This window comes from Micrococcus sp. 093350064-1 (assembly GCF_053627955.1).
Genome location: NZ_JBSEYU010000004.1, coordinates 91,433 through 107,288 on the forward strand (window position 1 = coordinate 91,433; position 15,856 = coordinate 107,288).

Consider the following 15,856-nt stretch of genomic DNA (forward strand, 5'->3'; position numbering starts at 1 on the left):
GTGGTCCCCGCCGGCCGGGTGCGGTCGTCAGGCGGCGGGGACGAGTTCGGCGCGCAGTGCGGCCGTGAACGCGTCCACGTCCTCCTCGGTCGTGTCGAAGCCGCACACCCACCGCACCTCGCGGCGCGCCGCGTCCCAGTCGTAGAACCGGAAGCGGGTGCGCAGCCGGTCGGCCACGCCCTCGGGCAGGACGGCGAACACGGCGTTGGCGTCCGTGGCCTGCGTGAACTCGACGCCGGCCAGCGAGCCGTCGGCGACCCCCGCCTCGATGCCGGCGCGCAGCCGGGCGGCCATGGCGTTGGCGTGGCGGGCGGAGCGCAGGTACAGGTCGCCGTCGAACAGGGCGAGCAGCTGCGCCGAGATGAAGCGCATCTTCGAGGCCAGCTGCATCTGGTTCTTGCGCAGGTACACGAGGCCGTCCGCGGCGTCCGGGTCGAGCACGACGACGGCCTCGGCCAGCAGCGCCCCGTTCTTGGTGCCGCCGAGGGAGAGCACGTCCACGCCGACGTCGGTGGTGAAGGCGCGCAGCGGCAGGCCCAGGGAGGCCGCGGCATTGGCGATGCGGGCGCCGTCCATGTAGACGCGCATCCCGTGCTCGTGGGCGTAGTCCGTGATGGCCTTGACCTCGTCCGGGGTGTAGACCGTGCCGAGCTCGGTGGACTGGGTGAGGTAGACGACCAGGGGCTGGGCGCGGTGCTCGTCACCCCAGCCCCAGGCCTCGGCGGCGATCAGCTCGGGGGTGAGCTTGCCGTCGTCGGTGGCCACGGGCAGCAGCTTGATGCCGGCGGACTTCTCGGGCGCGCCGCCCTCGTCCACGTGGATGTGCGCGGTGTCCGCGCAGATCACCGCGCCCCAGCGGGGCAGCATGGCCTGGAGCCCGACGACGTTCGCCCCGGTCCCGTTGAACATCGGCCACGCGGTGGCGTCCTTGCCGAAGTGCTGGGCCACGACCTCCTGAAGACGCGCCGTGTACACGTCCTCGCCGTAGGCGACCTGGTGGCCCCCGTTGGCCTCGGCGATCGCCGCGAGCACCTCCGGGTGGACGCCGGAGTAGTTGTCCGAGGCGAAGCCCCGCTCCTGCGGATCGTGGATCCTCTGCATGTCAGTCCGTTCCCTTCTCCTGGAGCGTGAGGACGGCGTCGTTCAGCGCGCCCGCCTCAGCCTTCCACAGTCGCGCGTACTCCTCGGCCAGCCGTTCCTCGAGCCCGGCGAGGGACTTCACGCGGAACACGACGGCCGCCGAGCGCAGCGGCGCCTCCGCGTCCCGGGCGGCCTTGGCCCAGCCCTGCGCGACCGCGCGGGTCCATGCCTCGCTCGCCGCCTTCACCGCGGCGTAGTTCGCGCCGCCGGCGAGCGGCCGGGTCACCGCCGTGGACGAGACGATCGCGAGGCGACCGGCGGACGAGGCCCGCAGGTCGTCGTCGAGGGCCCGGCTCACGTGCCGCAGCGCCGTGAACGAGGCCTCGAGGGCGCGGTAGTCCTCCTCGGTCTGGCCGGCGAGGCCCCCGCCGCCGCGCCAGCCGCCCACCAGGTGGAGCAGGCCGTCGATCCGGGTGCCGCGGGCGTGCAGGTCCTCGACGAGGCCGCGGACGGCGGTCTCGTCCGTGAGGTCCAGGGCCGCGGTCTCGGCGCCGAGTTCGGCGAGGGGGGCGAGCTTCGCGGCGTCGCGCCCGGTCGCGACGACGTGCGCGCCGGCGTCGAGGAGGGTGCGGGCGGCGGCCCGGCCCGAGGCGCTCGTGGCGCCCGCGATCAGGACGGCGCGGTCGGTCAGGGCGGCCACGGGTCAGGCGTCCGTGCCGCGGATCCCGGCGGTGGACTCGATGACGCCGCGCATCTTCTTCTCGAGGGCCTCGAAGAACATGGACAGCGGGAACTCGTCGTCGAGCACGAGGTCGGTGTAGCCCTTGGGTGGGCCGGCGAGCACCTCGCGCGGCAGGCCCTGCGCCCACACGGAGGCCGGGTGCGGGGTGACCACGGAGGCGACGAGCTCGTAGGCCTGGAGCCAGTGCACGGTCTTGGGGCGGTCGATGGACTCCCAGTAGAGCGTGTCGATGGCGTCGCCCAGCTCGACGACGGCGTTGGCGAGCCGGTCCCAGTCCACGCTGAGCTCGACGTCGCGCCACTGGATCACGTCCTTGCGGTGCAGCCAGGCGAAGAGCAGCTGGCCGCCGAGGCCGTCGTAGTTGCGGACGCGGGAGCCGGTGAGGGCGAAGCGGAAGACGCGGTCGAAGAGGACGGCGTGCTGCACGAGCCCGGCGTGGCGGCGGGTCTGCTCCTCGAGCGCGGTGAGCTGCTCACCGGCGGCGGCGCGCGCCGTGAGGCGGCGCTCGATCGCTACGCACTCGCGGAAGGCGGTCATGTCGCAGCGCATCTCCTCGAGCGTGTAGAGGAAGAAGGGCATGCGCTGCTTGATCATGAACGGGTCGAAGGGCAGATCGCCGCGCATGTGCGTGCGGTCGTGGATGAGGTCCCACATCACGAAGGTGCCCTCGGCGAGCTCCTGGCAGGAGAGCAGTTCGGCGAGCTCGGCCGGGAGCTCGAGCTGGGTGATCTCGGCGGCGGCGGTGACGACCCGGCGGAAGCGGGCGGCCTCGCGGTCCTGGAAGATGGCGCCCCACGTGAAGGTGGGGATCTCGCGCATGGCCACGGTCTCGGGGAAGAGGACGGCCGAGTTCGTGTCGTAGCCGGGGGTGAAGTCGATCAGGCGCAGGGAGACGAAGAGGCGGTTGCCGTAGTCGCCGGCCTCGAGCTCGGCGATGAACTCGGGCCAGATGGTCTCGACGACGAGGGCCTCCACGTGCCGGTCGGGGGAGCCGTTCTGCGTGTACATCGGGAAGACCACGAGGTGCCGGACGCCGTCGACGCGGTGCTCCTGCGGCTGGAAGGCGATGAGGGAGTCCAGGAAGTCGGGCTCGGCGAAGCCGCCGTCGGCCCAGCGGGCGAAGTCGCGGGGCAGGGCGGCGAGGTAGGCGGCGTCGTGCGGGAAGAGCGGGGCGAGCTCCTCGACGGCGGCGACGATGGTCTCCACGTGCTCGCGCGCGGCGGCGTGGTCCGCCGGGTCCGGGATGGAGCCGTCCTTGACCTGCAGGGGCTGCAGGGCGGTGGCGGCGGCCTTGAGGCGGAGCCAGGCCGGGTGGGTCTCGACGGTGCGCGCGTCGGACGGGGTCTCCGGGACGACGACGTCGGTCCGGGCGGGCTGCAGAGTGGTGGACATGAAACCCTCCTGAGGTCGAAGCGCCGGAAAGTATCCGGTGATATGGATCACTTGCCGGAAGGTTTCCATCAGCGCACGGGGCTGTCAACCCGGCGGCCGGGGCCGGCTGATAGCGTGCGGCGCATGGACGACCCTGTCGACGCGCGGCTCGCGGCCGCCGTCTCCCATGACCCGCGCGCCACGCTCGCCCAGCTCTCCGAGCGGGTCGGCCTCTCGACCTCCGCCGTGCAGGCGCGCCTGCGTCGGCTCGAGAGCACGGGCGTGATCACGGGCTACCGCGCGCTGCTCGACCCCGAGGCCGTGGGCAGGCCGCTCTCCGCGTTCATCGAGATCAGCCCGCTGGACCCGCGCCAGCCCGACGACGCCCCCGAGCTCCTCGAGTCCATCGCGGCGATCGAGGCGTGCCACTCCGTGGCCGGCGACGCCGCGTACATGCTCTTCGTGCGCGTGGGCTCGCCACGCGAGCTCGAGGCCCTCGTGACGGAGATCCGCCAGACGGCGTCGGTGTCCACCCGGACCACCGTGGTGCTGCAGACCTTCTACGAGCACCGCCCCATGCTGGAGTTGCCGGCGGAGGACTGAGGGCGGGCGCGTCGGCCCCACCTGTCACGTGAGTGCTCGGAATGAGGGCGGGTCTGACGCTCATTCCGACCTCTCGCGTTCCCGGCTGCGGCAGCGGGCACTCGGCCGTCCGTCCCCGCTACGGTGATCCCGTGCGTCCGACCTCGCCCCGTCCCGCCCCCGCCTACCTCACCGACTCCGTCCCCGCCCGTCGCGGCCACCCGCTGGGGTTCGCGCACCGGGGCGCCGCCGTCGACCGGGAGAACTCCCTGGCCGCGTTCGTGGACGCCCACGCCGCCGGGTTCACCTACCTCGAGCTGGACGTGCGCACCACGGCGGACGGCGAGCTCGTCGTGTTCCACGACGAGGCCCTGGACCGTGTCAGCACGGGCCGTGGCCGGCTGCGCGACCACACGTGGGAGCGGCTGGCGGACGTCACGGTCGGCGGGGAGCCGCTGCTGCGCTTCACCGAGCTGCTCACGGCGCTCCCCGAGGCCCGCCTCAACGTGGACCTCAAGGACCGCGCGTCGGCCCCGGCCCTGGCCCGCATCCTCGCCGAGCACGGCGCCTGGGACCGCGTGCTCGTCGCGTCGTTCCACGACTCGCGGCGCCGCCTCTTCCGGCGCGCCCTCGCCCGCCTCGGCCACCCCGAGCGGGCGTACGGGCCGGAGCGGGTGGCGACGTCGGGCGGGGCGGCCGCCATCGCGGCGCTCGTGACGCTGGGCCCGCTGGGACTGACCCGCTGGCTGCGCCGGTGCGCCCTCGACGTCGACTGCGTGCAGGTGCCCGTCCGGCACGGCCGCGTGCCCGTGGCCACCGCCGACTTCGTGCGCCGCTGCCACGCGGCGGGCCTGCCGGTGCACGTGTGGGTCGTGGACGAGCCCGCGGAGATCGAGCGCCTGCTCGACCTCGGCGTCGATGGCGTCATGACCGACCGCGCCGACGTCCTCGCGGAGGTCTACACCCGACGCGGCTTCTGGCCGCAGCGCTGATCCCCGCCCCCTCAGAGCATCTTCGGCAGCAGCGCCCGCTTCATCCGCCCGTACGGCGGGTACGCGGTCTTGAGCGTGTCCACCTGGTCCGACTTCGTGATGGACGGGCGCAGGTGGGAGAACGTCTCGAACCCGTGGATGCCGTGGTACGCGCCCATCCCGGACGCGCCGATCCCGCCGAACGGCAGCGTCGCGATGCCGGCGTGCAGCAGGCCGACGTCGTAGCCGAGGCCGCCGGCCTGTACCTGGTCGTCGAACGCGCGGTGGTAGCTCGGCCGGTCCGTGAAGAGGTAGGCGGCCAGCGGGTGCGGGCGCTCCGCGATGAAGTCCAGGGCGTCCTGGAAGGTGTCCACGGTCAGCACGGGCAGGATCGGGCCGAACAGCTCCTCCTGCATGAGCGCGCCGTCCGGCGTGACGCCCGTCACCACGGTGGGCGCCATGTACCGCCCCGCCACGTCCACGTCGCCGCCGACGAGCAGCTCGGCGCCGGCGTCGAGGTCCGCCTGGAGCATCTCCTGCAGCCGCTCCGCGTGCTCGGCGGAGATGAGCCGGCCGTAGTCCTTCGACGCGCGGGGGTCGTCGCCGTAGAACTCGCGCAGGGTTGCGGGGAGCTCGGCGGTCACCTGGCGCAGCGCGGCCTCGCCGACGGCCAGCACGTAGTCCGGGGCCACGCACGTCTGGCCCGCGTTGGTGAACTTCGCCCATGCGATGCGGCGGGCCATCGCTCCCGTGTTCCGCGACGGCGTCACCACCGCCGGCGACTTGCCGCCCAGCTCGAGCGTCACGGGGGAGAGGGTCTTCGCCGCCGCCTCGTAGACGATCCGGCCCACGCGCTCCCCGCCGGTGTAGAGGATGTGGTCCCACGGCTCCGCCAGCAGCGCGGTGTTGCACTCCTTGCCGCCCGCCACCACGGAGACCAGCGCGGAGTCCAGGTACTGCGGCACCAGCTCCCGCAGCGCCGCCGCCGTGGCCGGGGCCTTCTCCGACGGGCTGAGCACCACCGTGTTGCCGGCCGCCAGCGCACCCACGACCGGGGCGAGCGCGAGCTGCACCGGGTAGTTCCACGCGCCGATGACCAGCACGAGACCCTTGGGCCGCGGCCTGACCTCCGCGCTCGCGGGCCGCAGGGCCAGCGGCAGCTTCACGGGCCGCGGCTCCATCCAGTCGGTCAGGTGCAGCAGCGCGTGGTCCACCTCGGAGCGCACCGAGACGATCTCCGTGATCAGCGCCTCGGTGGCCGGCTTGCCCAGGTCCGTGCCGAGCGCCGCGACGAACCGGTCCGCGTGCTCGGTCAGCATCCGCTTCAGGCCCTTGAGCTGGCGCACCCGCACCGCGCGCGGGTGGGCGGCGCGGGAGCGGGCGGCGGCGCGCAGCCGCTCGACGGCGGCCCGCGGCTCCTCGGGTCGGGGCCCGGCCGGCGCGATCGGCAGGGCCTCGGTGGGCAACGGCTCGCGGACCGGATCGTCGGCGGGGGAGTCGGGGGAGTCGGTGGTCAGACCGGGGGGCTGCGTGCTCATGCCGGCCACGCTACCGAGCGGCCCTGTGCGGCGGCAGGGCGGGGCGCCGTCGTCGTCCTCCGGCCGCTGGTGCCGCCCCGACGGGCGCCACGGCGTTTTCGTTCGGGAAACGGCGCGCGCGCCCCGCCATTTCCCGAACGAAAGCGGTGCGACACGCCGCCGTTTCCCGAACGAAAGCGGACGGGGGGAGGGGAGATGGGGCGGGGGTCAGCCGATGACCGCGTCCACCAGCCGCTGCGCCTCCGCCTGCACCTGCGTCAGGTGCTCGGGGCCGCGGAAGGACTCCGCGTAGATCTTGTAGACGTCCTCGGTGCCGGAGGGCCGCGCCGCGAACCACGCGTGCTGCGTGACCACCTTGAGCCCGCCGATCGGGGCGTCGTTGCCCGGGGCGTTGGTCAGCGTCGCGAGGATGGTCTCGCCGGCCAGCTCGGTCACGGGGACGTCGTCGGGGGAGAGGGTCTTCAGCTTCGCCTTCTGCTCGGCGGTCGCGGGGGCGTCGATGCGCGCGTACGCCGGGTCGCCGTGCAGGGCCACGAGGTCGCGGTACCGCTCGGACGGGGACTGGCCCGTCACGGCGATGATCTCCGCGGCCAGCAGGCACAGCAGCAGCCCGTCCTTGTCCGTGGACCACGGGCTGCCGTCGAACTGCACGAAGGACGCGCCCGCGGACTCCTCGCCGCCGAACACGCCGGTGCCCGTCAGCAGTCCCGGCACGAACCACTTGAAGCCCACCGGCACCTCCACGAGCTCGCGGCCCAGATCCCCGGCCACGCGGTCGATCATCGAGGAGCTCACCAGGGTCTTGCCCACGCCCGCGCTCTGGGGCCACTGCTCGCGGTGGCGGTAGAGGTAGTCGATGGCCACGGCGAGGTAGTGGTTCGGGTTCATCAGCCCGCCGTCGGGGGTGACGATCCCGTGCCGGTCCGCGTCGGCGTCGTTGCCGGTGGCCACGTCGAAGGGCGCCTGCCCGTCCGCGTCCGGGGTCATCCGCTCGATCAGCGAGGCCATCGCGTTCGGCGACGAGCAGTCCATGCGGATCTTGCCGTCCCAGTCCAGGGTCATGAACCCGAACCGCGGGTCCACCTCCGGGTTCACCACGGTCAGATCCAGCCCGTGGCGGTCGGCGATCTCGCCCCAGTACGCCACGGACGCCCCGCCCATGGGGTCGGCGCCGATGCGCACGCCCGCCTCGCGGATCGCCTCCACGTCGATCACCTGCGGCAGATCGGACACGTACCGGTCCAGGAAGTCGAAGCCGCCCAGCTTCGCGTGGCCGCCGACGTCGGCGCTCGCCACCCGGTGCACGCCCGCCAGCCCGGCGGCGAGCAGCTCGTTGGCGCGGTCGGCGATCCACGTGGTCGCCTCGGTGTCCGCGGGGCCGCCGTGGGGCGGGTTGTACTTGAAGCCGCCGTCCGCGGGCGGGTTGTGCGAGGGGGTGATCACGAGGCCGTCCACGAGGCCGGCGTTGTCCCCGTCCACCGCGAAGCCCGACGGCGACAGCTCGCGTCCGGCGTTCAGGTGCAGGATCGCGTGGGACACGGCGGGGGTGGGCGTGTAGCCGCCGCGGGAGTCGACGAGCACCTCGACGTCGTTGCCGAGCAGCACCTCGACGGCGGTGTCCTGCGCGGGCCCGGACAGGGCGTGCGTGTCCCTGCCGACGAGGACCGGCCCCGTGATCCCGTGGTGCGCGCGGTACTCGACCACGGCCTGCGTGATGGCGGCGATGTGGTCGTCGTTGAACGAGGTCGTGAACGCGGAGCCGCGGTGGCCGGAGGTGCCGAACACGACCTTCTGCGCCGGGTCCGTCACGTCCGGGTGACCGGTGCGGTACGCCTCCAGGAGGGCGTCGACGTCGATGAGGTCCTGCGGCAGGGCGGGGGTGCCGGGACGCTCGGCGGCGGGCAGGGCGGCGGTGTTCTCGGTCATGTGCCTCACCTTGGCACGGGCGGGCGGACGGGGGAAGACGCGCGGCCCAGCGGGACGACGCCGGCGGTCACTCCCGGCAGCCGGCGCACAGCCCCCAGTAGTAGACCTCGGCCTCGTCGACCGCGAAGCCGTGGCCCTCGGGGGCGTCGAGGCACGGGGCGGAGCCGGTGCGGCACGGCACGTCGACGACCGTGCCGCAGCCGCGGCACACGAGGTGGTGGTGGTTGTCGCCCGTGCAGATCTCGTAGCGGGCCGGGGAGCCGGCGGGCTGCAGGGAGCGCACGAGCCCGGCCTCGGTGAGCGCGTGGAGGCAGTCGTAGACGGCCTGGTGCGAGGTGCCGGGCAGGGCCCGACGCACGGCGGTCAGCACGGTGGACGCGTCCGCGTGGGGGTGGTCGGCGAGGGCGGTCAGCACCGCCAGGCGGGGCCGGGTCACGCGCAGGCCGACGCCGCGCAGCAGCGTGCGCTCGTCCTCGTCCCGCGTCGTGGTCTCCATGCCAGTCGATCTCATCCGGTTCTCTGGAACATGTCAAGAAAGAGCGGGCCGCTTCGCCCCCGGCGCACCGGCCATTCCCCGCCGTCCCCGTGCTGACTACGGTGAATCCTCGACCCCGGGGCGCACCGGCCCGGGCGCCGTCGACGAGGAGGTCCCCACCCATGGCCCAGCCCGAGCCCGTCCGTCTCGTCCCGGGTGGAGCCGTGGACCGCCCGGCCGAGCAGGCCCTCCTCGCGGCCGCCGCGGCCTGCGACGGCGACGTCGATGCGATGGTCGAGCTGCTCCGTGCGGCGTCCGGCGCCCCGTCCGGCGAGGACGCCGCCCCGCTCGACCTGCCGCTGACCGGCGCGGGGCGCACCCGGGAGCAGTGGGAGCTGCTCGCCTCCGTCGCCGCGCAGGACCTCTCGGCCGCCCGCGTGCTCGAGCCCCATCTGGACGCGCTCTCGATCCTGTCCCAGGCCGGCGTCCCCGCCCCGGCCGGGCTGCTCGGCGTCTACGCCTCCGAGTCCGGCGGCCGCACCCCGGCCCTGCGCCCCGCCCCGGACGGCCCCGACACCGCCTGGCTGCTCGACGGCGAGAAGCCGTGGTGCTCGCTCGCGGACCGGTGCGCGGCCGCCGTCGTGACCGGCCGGGAGGCGGACGGCACCCGCCGCGCCGTGCTCGTGGACCTGTCCCACCCCGGCGTGGCCGAGACCGACTCGGCCTGGCCCGCGCTCGGCCTCGCCCCGATCCGCACGGTGGGCCTGGCCTTCGACGCCGTCCCCGGCAGCGCCGTCGGCGGCGCCGAGTGGTACCTGCGCCGGCCCGGCTTCGCGTGGGGCGGCATCGGCGTGGCGGCGGTGTGGTTCGGCGGCGCCGTCGGCATCGCCCGCACCCTGCGGAACGCCACCGCCGCCCGCGCGGCCGCCGAGGCCGAGGGCCGCGGACCGGGCCCGGACCAGATCGGCCAGGCCGCGCTCGGCCGCGTCGACCGGCTGCTCCACGCGATGGCCGCCCTGCTCGCCCGTGCCGCCGACGACGTGGACGCCGGCCGCCTGGACCACGGCCGCGGCATGGTCGAGGCCGACCGGATCCGCGGCACCGTGGCACAGCTGTGCACCGAGGTGATGGACGTCGTCGGGCAGGCCACCGGCCCCGGCCCGCTCACCGGCAGCGCCGCGCACGCCCGCGCCGTCGCCGACCTGCAGGTCTACCTGCGCCAGCACCACGGACACCGCGACGACGCCCGGCTGGGCGCCGCGCTCCTGACCGGCGAGACCGACGGCGGCTGGACGTGGTGAGCTTCTCCCACACCGACGACGGCACGTCCGAGGCGGCCTGGGCCGAGGGCGGCGTCGGCGAGCTGCCGGAGCTGCGCCTGCCCGTCTGGGACGCGGAGACGCTGCTGCTCGTGACCGTGGCCCACCCGGATGACGAGACCCTCGCCGCCACCGGCCTGATCCGCTCCGCCCTGCGTGGCGGGGCACGCGTGCACGTGCTGGTCGCCACCGCCGGCGAAGCATCCCACCCGCAGTCGCCCACGCACACGCCCGCGGACCTGGTCCGGCTGCGCCGGGACGAGATGGAGCACGCCCTCGACGCCCTCGCCGCCGGCCTGCCCGCCTCCGCGGGCCCCGGCGCCCCGGCGCGGGACCGGCTGACCTGGGCGTCCCTGGCCCTGCCCGACTCCGGCGTGGCCGAGCACGAGGACGCCGTGCGCGACGCCGTCGCCGCGGCCCTCGACGCCCACCCCGGCCCCGCCGTGCTCGCCTCCCACGACCCGGGCGACGGCCACGCGGACCACGAGGCCGTGGGCCGGGCCGTCGGCGCGGTCGCGGGCGAGTGCGACCTGCCGCTCTACGCCTTCCCCATCTGGTTCTGGCACTGGGCCGACCCGGCCGACCTGCCCGCCCGCCGCTACCGACGGCTGCCGCTCACCGACGACGACCGTGCCGCCCGCCGTGCCGCCCTCGACGCGCACGCCTCCCAGGTCCGGCCCCTCTCCGCCGCGCCCGGCGACGAGGCGATCCTGGGCCCCGCCGTGCTCGCCCACCACGAGCGCCCGTTCGAGGCCCACCGCGTCTCCGGCCCCGACGACGCCGACGCCCACCGGGCCGCCGCCGTCTTCGATCGGCTCTACCGGGCCCAGGAGGACCCGTGGCGCTACCTCAGCTCGTCCTACGAGGCCCGCAAGCGGGCGCTCACCCTCGCCGCCCTGCCCCGGCCCCGCTACGGGACCGTGGTGGAGGCGGGCGCGTCCATCGGCGTGCTCACCGCAGCCGTGGCCGCGCGCGCGGACCGCGTGGTCGGCCTCGAGGCGTCCCCCACCGCCGTCGAGCGCGCCGCCGCCCGGCTGTCCGGCGCGCCGCACGCCGAGGTGCGCCGAGCCGTGCTGCCCGCGGACTGGCCGGCCGACGTCGCCGGCGCGGACCTCGTGATCGCCTCCGAGATCGGCTACTTCCTGCAGCCCGAGGAGCTCGACGCGCTGATCGACGACGCCGACGCCGCGCTCGCCCCCGGTGGCGAGCTGCTGCTGTGCCACTGGCGCCACCCCATCGAGGGCTGGCCGCTGGACGGGGACGCCGTGCACGCGCGCGTCGCCGCGGACCCGCGCTGGCGGCTGCGCACCGAGCTCGTGGAGGACGACTTCCGGCTCAGCCTCCACGTGCGGGCCGCCGCCGCGACCCACGCCGTCGTCGTGGTGCCCGCCAAGGACGAACAGGAGCGGCTGCCGGCCGCGCTCGCGGCCCTCACCGCCGCCCTGGACCGCTGGGAGGAGCACCACGCGCAGGGCACGGCCGCGGTCGTGGTCGCCGCGGACCGCTGCGACGACGCCACGGTGGCCGCCGCCCTCGAGGCCCGCGCCGCCGACCCGCGCATCCACGTCCTCGAACTGGGGGAGCCGACCGCCGGGCAGGCCGGCGTCGGGCGGGCCCGCCTCGAGGGCGCCCGCCGGGCCCGCGCGCTGTTCCCCGACGTGCCCGCCGAGCGCCTCTGGCTCGCCTCCACCGACGCGGACAGCCGCGTCCCCGCCGACTGGCTGCTGGCGCAGACCGTGGCCGCCGGCCGCGACGAGGCGCTCGTGCTGGGCACGGTGGACGTGCGCCAGGGACCGCTGCGGCAGGCCTGGCTCCGCGGCTACCGGCACGAGGAGGGGCACGCGCACGTGCACGGGGCGAACTTGGGGCTGCCGTGGTCGCTCTACGAGGCCGTGGGCGGATTCCCGCCGGTGGCCGAGCACGAGGACGTCGGCCTGGCCGAGGCCGTGCGGGCCCTGGCGGGGGAGCGCGACGGTGGTGAGGGCCGCCGGGTGCGCGTGATCGCCACCGACACCACCCGCGTGCTCACCTCGTCCCGCCTGGAGGGGCGGACCCCCGGCGGGTTCTCCGGGTACCTCAAGGCGGTGGGCCGGCCCGGGTGAGGCCGGCCGTGGAGCAGGGGTGCGGGGCCGGGCCGGGTCCGGGGGCACCGCCTAGACTCGGCACCGGACCGCGACGCCCCGAACCGGAAGGACCGTCATGACCGACCCCCACGCCTCCCACGACCCGCGCCGTGAGGCCGCCCGGCCGAGCTGGTACGGGTCCGAGGCCGGTGCGGGCTCCTCCGGCACCGGCTCCTCCGCCGCCGGCTGGCCCGACGCCCCGGCCGGCGACGCCGACCGCGCCGCCTGGGACCGGGCCCCCTCGTACGCCGAGCAGGAGGGGCAGACCCGCCCCGCCTACGGGCAGCCGTACGGCTACGGCCAGGACGCGAACACCGTCCCCGCCTACGGCTACGGGCAGGGCACGCCCGGCCACGGCTTCGGAGCCCCGCTGCAGCCCGGCCAGACCGACGGCGTCGGCCGCTCGGTGGCGTCCATGATCCTCGGCATCATCTCCGTGGTGGGCGGGTTCACGTTCCTCCTCCCGCCGATCGTGGGCGTGGTCCTCGGCCACATCGGCCTCAAGCGCGAGCCCCACGGCCGCGGCATGGCGATCGCCGGCCTCGTGATGAACTACGTGTCCCTCGCCCTGCTGCTGCTCGCCGTCGTGTTCCTCGTGATCCTGGTGATCGCCGGGATCTCCCTGGGCGACTACACCTCGACCTGACCGGCCGGCTCAGCCGGCCAGCAGCAGCTCGAGATGTGCGGCCAGGGCGAGCAGGGGCGCGGACGTGCCGGGCCGACCGATGAGCTGGACGGACCAGTTCAGGCCCCGCTCGTCCCGGAGCACGGGCACCGCGACCGCGGGCAGGCCGAGCACGTTGACCATCGAGGTGTAGGGCGTGAACGCGCACTGCGCCTCGTAGTTGGCCTCGGGCTCCATCGCCAGGAAGTGGCCGACCGGCGGGGGCGCGGTGGCCAGCACCGGGGTCATCACCACGTCGACGGCGGCGAACTGCGCCCGCACCCCGCGCGCCCACTCCTCGAGCCGGTGGGCGGCGTCGTCGAGCTCGGCGCGCCCTGCGGCCCGGGCCGTGCGCAGGAAGTGCGCGGCCACCGCGCCCACGTGGGCCTCGGCGTCCTCCGGCAGCGGCGCCCGGAGCAGTCCTGCGGTCCACACCGTGCGGAAGTCCCGGTGGTAGTCCTCGCCGTAGTAGGGGGAGAGGTCCTCGACCGCGTGACCGCCCGCGTCCAGGGCGGCGGCGGCCTTCGTCAGGGCGGTGACGGCGGGCCGGGCCAGGGAGATCTCCAGGTCGGGGGCGAACGGCGAGGCCGTGGTGACGCCGATCCGGCGGACGTCGACGGCGTCCCCGGCCCGGGCGGTCTCCACGGTGCGGCGCAGGTCCGACAGCACCCGGCCGGGCAGGCCCTCGGGGGTGAGCATCACGTCGTAGAGCAGGGCGGCGTCCTCGACCGTGTGGGCCAGCGGGCCCGACACCGTGAGGTTGCGGACCGTGTCCGCGTGCTCGTCCATCGGCAGCTCCCCGCGACCGGGCTTGAGGCCCACGAGCCCGCACGCCGCGGCGGGGATGCGGATGGACCCGCCCCCGTCCGAGCCCGGGGCGAACGGCAGGATCCCCGCGGCGACGGCGGCCGCGGCCCCACCCGAGGAGCCACCCGCGGTGCGGGTGGGGTCCAGGGGGTTGCGGGCCGGCGCCGTGACGAGGTTCTCCGAGTAGGAGTCCAGGCCGAACTCGGGCACGGTCGTCTTGCCGAGGGTGACCGTGCCGGCCGCGCGCAGGCGGAGCGCGAGCGGGTCGTCCTGCGCGGCCGGCGGCGCATCGGCCAGCAGGGCGGAGCCGAACCGCGTGGGCATCCCGCGCACGTCGATCAGGTCCTTGTACGCCAGCGGAAGGCCGTGCAGGGAGGCGGGGGCGCCGTCGTCGTCCGGGGCGGGGGAGGTGCGCGGACCGGGCACGGCCCGGGGTGCGACGCGCGGGTGGGCCGCGTCCAGCTCGGCCGCACGGGTCCGGGCGCCCTCGGCGTCGAGGAGGGCGAACGCGCCGAGGTCCGCGTGGGCCTGGGCCGCGGCGAGGGCCGCCTCCGTGACCTCCCGGGCGCTCAGCGCCCCGGCGGCGAGGTCCTCCCGCAGGCGCACGGCCGAGCGGTCCAGGAGCCGGGCCGGGCCGGGGGCGGAGGGGGTGCGGTCGTCGTCGGCGGCGGGTGCGGCGTCGGAGGTCTGCATGCGGCCGAGCCTAACGGGCGTGGCCCGGGTCATGGACGGCGGGGCCTTCCTGGGACGTCCGGGCGGGTGGCTACGCTGAAGCCATGAGCGCCTTCGAGACCGTCGATGTGAACGAGATCCCCGCCGATGCAACCATCCTGGACGTCCGCGAGGACGACGAGTGGGCCCTGGGCCGCGCCGCCGGCGCCCAGCACATCCCGCTGGGCCAGCTGCCGGACCGGCTCGAGGAGCTGGACCCGGACACGGACTACTACCTGATCTGCCGCACCGGCGGCCGCTCCGCCCGCGCCGCCGAGTTCATGACCGGCCGCGGCTACTCGGCCATCAACGTGGCCGGCGGCTCCGGCGCGTGGCTCGAGGCCGGCAAGCCGATGGAGGCCGACGGCGACGCCGAGCCCACCGTCAAGTGACGGGGACGGGCTCCGCTGACGCGACGCCGTCGCGCCTGCGCTACGCCTTCCTCGGCCCGGCCGGCACCTTCACCGAGGCCGCCCTGCGCAAGGTGGCGGACCCGGCCGAGGCCGAGTTCGTGTCTGCGGGCTCCGTGCTGAGCGCCGTGGCGGCGCTGCGCAGGGGGGAGGTGGACCGCGCCGTCGTCCCCATCGAGAACTCGGTGGAGGGCGGCGTCTCCGCCACCGTGGACGAGATCGCCCTCGGGGAGACGCTGCAGATCCTCGCGGAGGTGCACGTGCCCATCAGCTTCGTGCTCGTGGGCCGGCCCGGCGTCGCGATGGAGGACGTGCGGCGCGTGACCACGCACCCCCACGCCTGGGCGCAGGTGCGCGGCTGGGCCGAGACGGCGCTGCCGGGTGTGGATTTCACGCCCGCCCCGTCGACGGCGGCCGGGGCCGGCCTCGTGGCCCAGGGCGACTTCGACGCCGCCGTGTGCGCCCCGCTCGTGGCCGAGCAGACCGGGTTGCCGGTGCTCGCCGAGCGGATCGAGGACGTGCCGGGCGCCGTGACGCGCTTCGTGCTGCTCTCCCGGCCGACGGCCCTGCCCGCGCCCACGGGAGCGGACAAGACCACGCTGGTGGTGCCGCTGCCGGAGGACCGGCCCGGCGCCCTCGGGCAGATCCTGGCCGAGTTCACCACGCGCGGGGTGAACCTCTCCCGCATCGAGTCCCGGCCGACCGGCGAGGGCATCGGGCGGTACTTCTTCTCCCTCGACCTCGAGGGGCACCTGGCGGAGGCCCGCGTGGGTGATGCGCTCGCGGCCCTGTACCGGGAGTACCCCGACCTGCGGTTCCTGGGCTCGTACGCGCAGGCCGAGCCCGTGCCCACGAGGGTGCCGGCCGAGTTCACCGACGCCGCGTATCGCTCCGGCCGCGCCTGGGTGGAGTCCCTCCGCTCCCGCTGAGGCGGTGCAGCACTTTCGTTCGGGAAACGGCGGGCCCAGGGTCACTTTCGTTCGGGAAACGGCGGCCCCGAGGGACATTTGTTGACGAAAGTGGTGGATGAGGCGCCCGTTTCCCGAACGAAAGCGGTGGGGAAGCCGCCGTTTCCCGAACGAAAGCGGTGGGGAAGCCGCCGTTTCCCGAACGAAAGCGGTGGGGAAGCCGCCGTTT

General features: G+C 75.3%; 14 protein-coding genes. 7 read left to right on the forward strand and 7 right to left on the reverse strand.

Features of this window, described 5'->3' with window-relative positions; genetic code table 11:
• Nucleotides 1-27 precede the first annotated feature (27 nt).
• From ACUW6W_RS05835 to ACUW6W_RS05845, 3 genes are read right to left on the reverse strand one after another with little or no spacing between them, the layout of a single operon-like run.
• The gene (locus ACUW6W_RS05835) at nucleotides 28-1,101 is read right to left on the reverse strand and encodes a threonine aldolase family protein (RefSeq protein ID WP_454179924.1); all 1,074 of its coding nucleotides are present in this window, start codon (nucleotides 1,099-1,101) and stop codon (nucleotides 28-30) included.
• Nucleotide 1,102: 1 nt separating this feature from the next.
• The gene (locus ACUW6W_RS05840; protein ID WP_036316546.1) at nucleotides 1,103-1,780 is read right to left on the reverse strand and encodes an SDR family NAD(P)-dependent oxidoreductase; all 678 of its coding nucleotides are present in this window, start codon (nucleotides 1,778-1,780) and stop codon (nucleotides 1,103-1,105) included.
• A gap of 3 nt (nucleotides 1,781-1,783) precedes the next feature.
• Nucleotides 1,784-3,214 carry a DUF6421 family protein gene (locus tag ACUW6W_RS05845; protein ID WP_454179927.1) on the reverse strand — a complete coding sequence of 477 codons (1,431 nt, stop codon included), beginning with the start codon at nucleotides 3,212-3,214 and terminating at the stop codon, nucleotides 1,784-1,786.
• A 123-nt stretch (nucleotides 3,215-3,337) separates the two neighbouring features.
• Between ACUW6W_RS05845 and ACUW6W_RS05850 the strand changes: the two genes are divergently transcribed.
• Both ACUW6W_RS05850 and ACUW6W_RS05855 read left to right on the forward strand, forming a co-directional pair.
• Nucleotides 3,338-3,796 carry an Lrp/AsnC family transcriptional regulator gene (locus ACUW6W_RS05850; protein WP_036316550.1) on the forward strand — a complete coding sequence of 153 codons (459 nt, stop codon included), beginning with the start codon at nucleotides 3,338-3,340 and terminating at the stop codon, nucleotides 3,794-3,796.
• Nucleotides 3,797-3,927: 131 nt separating this feature from the next.
• Nucleotides 3,928-4,767: a glycerophosphodiester phosphodiesterase gene (locus ACUW6W_RS05855; protein ID WP_454179928.1), complete on the forward strand. Its 840-nt coding sequence runs from the start codon at nucleotides 3,928-3,930 to the stop codon at nucleotides 4,765-4,767.
• Between the two features lie 11 nt (nucleotides 4,768-4,778).
• On the opposite strand, the gene ACUW6W_RS05860 is transcribed toward ACUW6W_RS05855, so the two are convergent.
• From ACUW6W_RS05860 to ACUW6W_RS05870, 3 genes are all read right to left on the reverse strand, one after another.
• Nucleotides 4,779-6,284: an aldehyde dehydrogenase family protein gene (locus ACUW6W_RS05860; RefSeq protein WP_454179929.1), complete on the reverse strand. Its 1,506-nt coding sequence runs from the start codon at nucleotides 6,282-6,284 to the stop codon at nucleotides 4,779-4,781.
• A 207-nt stretch (nucleotides 6,285-6,491) separates the two neighbouring features.
• Nucleotides 6,492-8,210 carry a phosphoglucomutase (alpha-D-glucose-1,6-bisphosphate-dependent) gene (gene pgm, locus ACUW6W_RS05865; RefSeq protein ID WP_454179930.1) on the reverse strand — a complete coding sequence of 573 codons (1,719 nt, stop codon included), beginning with the start codon at nucleotides 8,208-8,210 and terminating at the stop codon, nucleotides 6,492-6,494.
• A 67-nt stretch (nucleotides 8,211-8,277) separates the two neighbouring features.
• Complete coding sequence (locus tag ACUW6W_RS05870; RefSeq protein WP_119217636.1) at nucleotides 8,278-8,706, reverse strand: Fur family transcriptional regulator; 429 nt, start codon at nucleotides 8,704-8,706, stop codon at nucleotides 8,278-8,280.
• 161 nt (nucleotides 8,707-8,867) lie between these two features.
• Between ACUW6W_RS05870 and ACUW6W_RS05875 the strand changes: the two genes are divergently transcribed.
• The 3 genes from ACUW6W_RS05875 (at nucleotide 8,868) to ACUW6W_RS05885 (ending at nucleotide 12,773) form a co-directional block, all read left to right on the forward strand.
• On the forward strand, nucleotides 8,868-9,986 hold the full coding sequence (locus tag ACUW6W_RS05875; protein ID WP_078026151.1) for an acyl-CoA dehydrogenase family protein: 1,119 nt from the start codon (nucleotides 8,868-8,870) through the stop codon (nucleotides 9,984-9,986).
• Nucleotides 9,983-12,106 (forward strand): PIG-L family deacetylase, encoded by a 2,124-nt coding sequence (locus ACUW6W_RS05880; RefSeq protein ID WP_454179932.1) that lies wholly within the window; start codon nucleotides 9,983-9,985, stop codon nucleotides 12,104-12,106. Before ACUW6W_RS05875 ends, ACUW6W_RS05880 begins: the two co-directional genes overlap by 4 nt.
• 97 nt (nucleotides 12,107-12,203) lie before the next feature.
• On the forward strand, nucleotides 12,204-12,773 hold the full coding sequence (locus tag ACUW6W_RS05885; RefSeq protein WP_010079686.1) for a DUF4190 domain-containing protein: 570 nt from the start codon (nucleotides 12,204-12,206) through the stop codon (nucleotides 12,771-12,773).
• 9 nt (nucleotides 12,774-12,782) lie between these two features.
• Here the strand turns inward: ACUW6W_RS05885 and ACUW6W_RS05890 are convergent, their stop codons facing one another.
• Nucleotides 12,783-14,291 (reverse strand): amidase, encoded by a 1,509-nt coding sequence (locus tag ACUW6W_RS05890; protein WP_144859615.1) that lies wholly within the window; start codon nucleotides 14,289-14,291, stop codon nucleotides 12,783-12,785.
• A gap of 83 nt (nucleotides 14,292-14,374) precedes the next feature.
• Here ACUW6W_RS05890 and ACUW6W_RS05895 point away from each other — a divergent pair, with 83 nt between their 5' ends.
• Nucleotides 14,375-14,701: a rhodanese-like domain-containing protein gene (locus tag ACUW6W_RS05895; RefSeq protein WP_002858251.1), complete on the forward strand. Its 327-nt coding sequence runs from the start codon at nucleotides 14,375-14,377 to the stop codon at nucleotides 14,699-14,701.
• Nucleotides 14,698-15,648, forward strand: coding sequence for a prephenate dehydratase (gene pheA, locus ACUW6W_RS05900; RefSeq protein WP_036316234.1), 951 nt, complete (start codon nucleotides 14,698-14,700; stop codon nucleotides 15,646-15,648). Before ACUW6W_RS05895 ends, pheA begins: the two co-directional genes overlap by 4 nt.
• The last annotated feature ends 208 nt before the right edge of the window (nucleotides 15,649-15,856 follow it).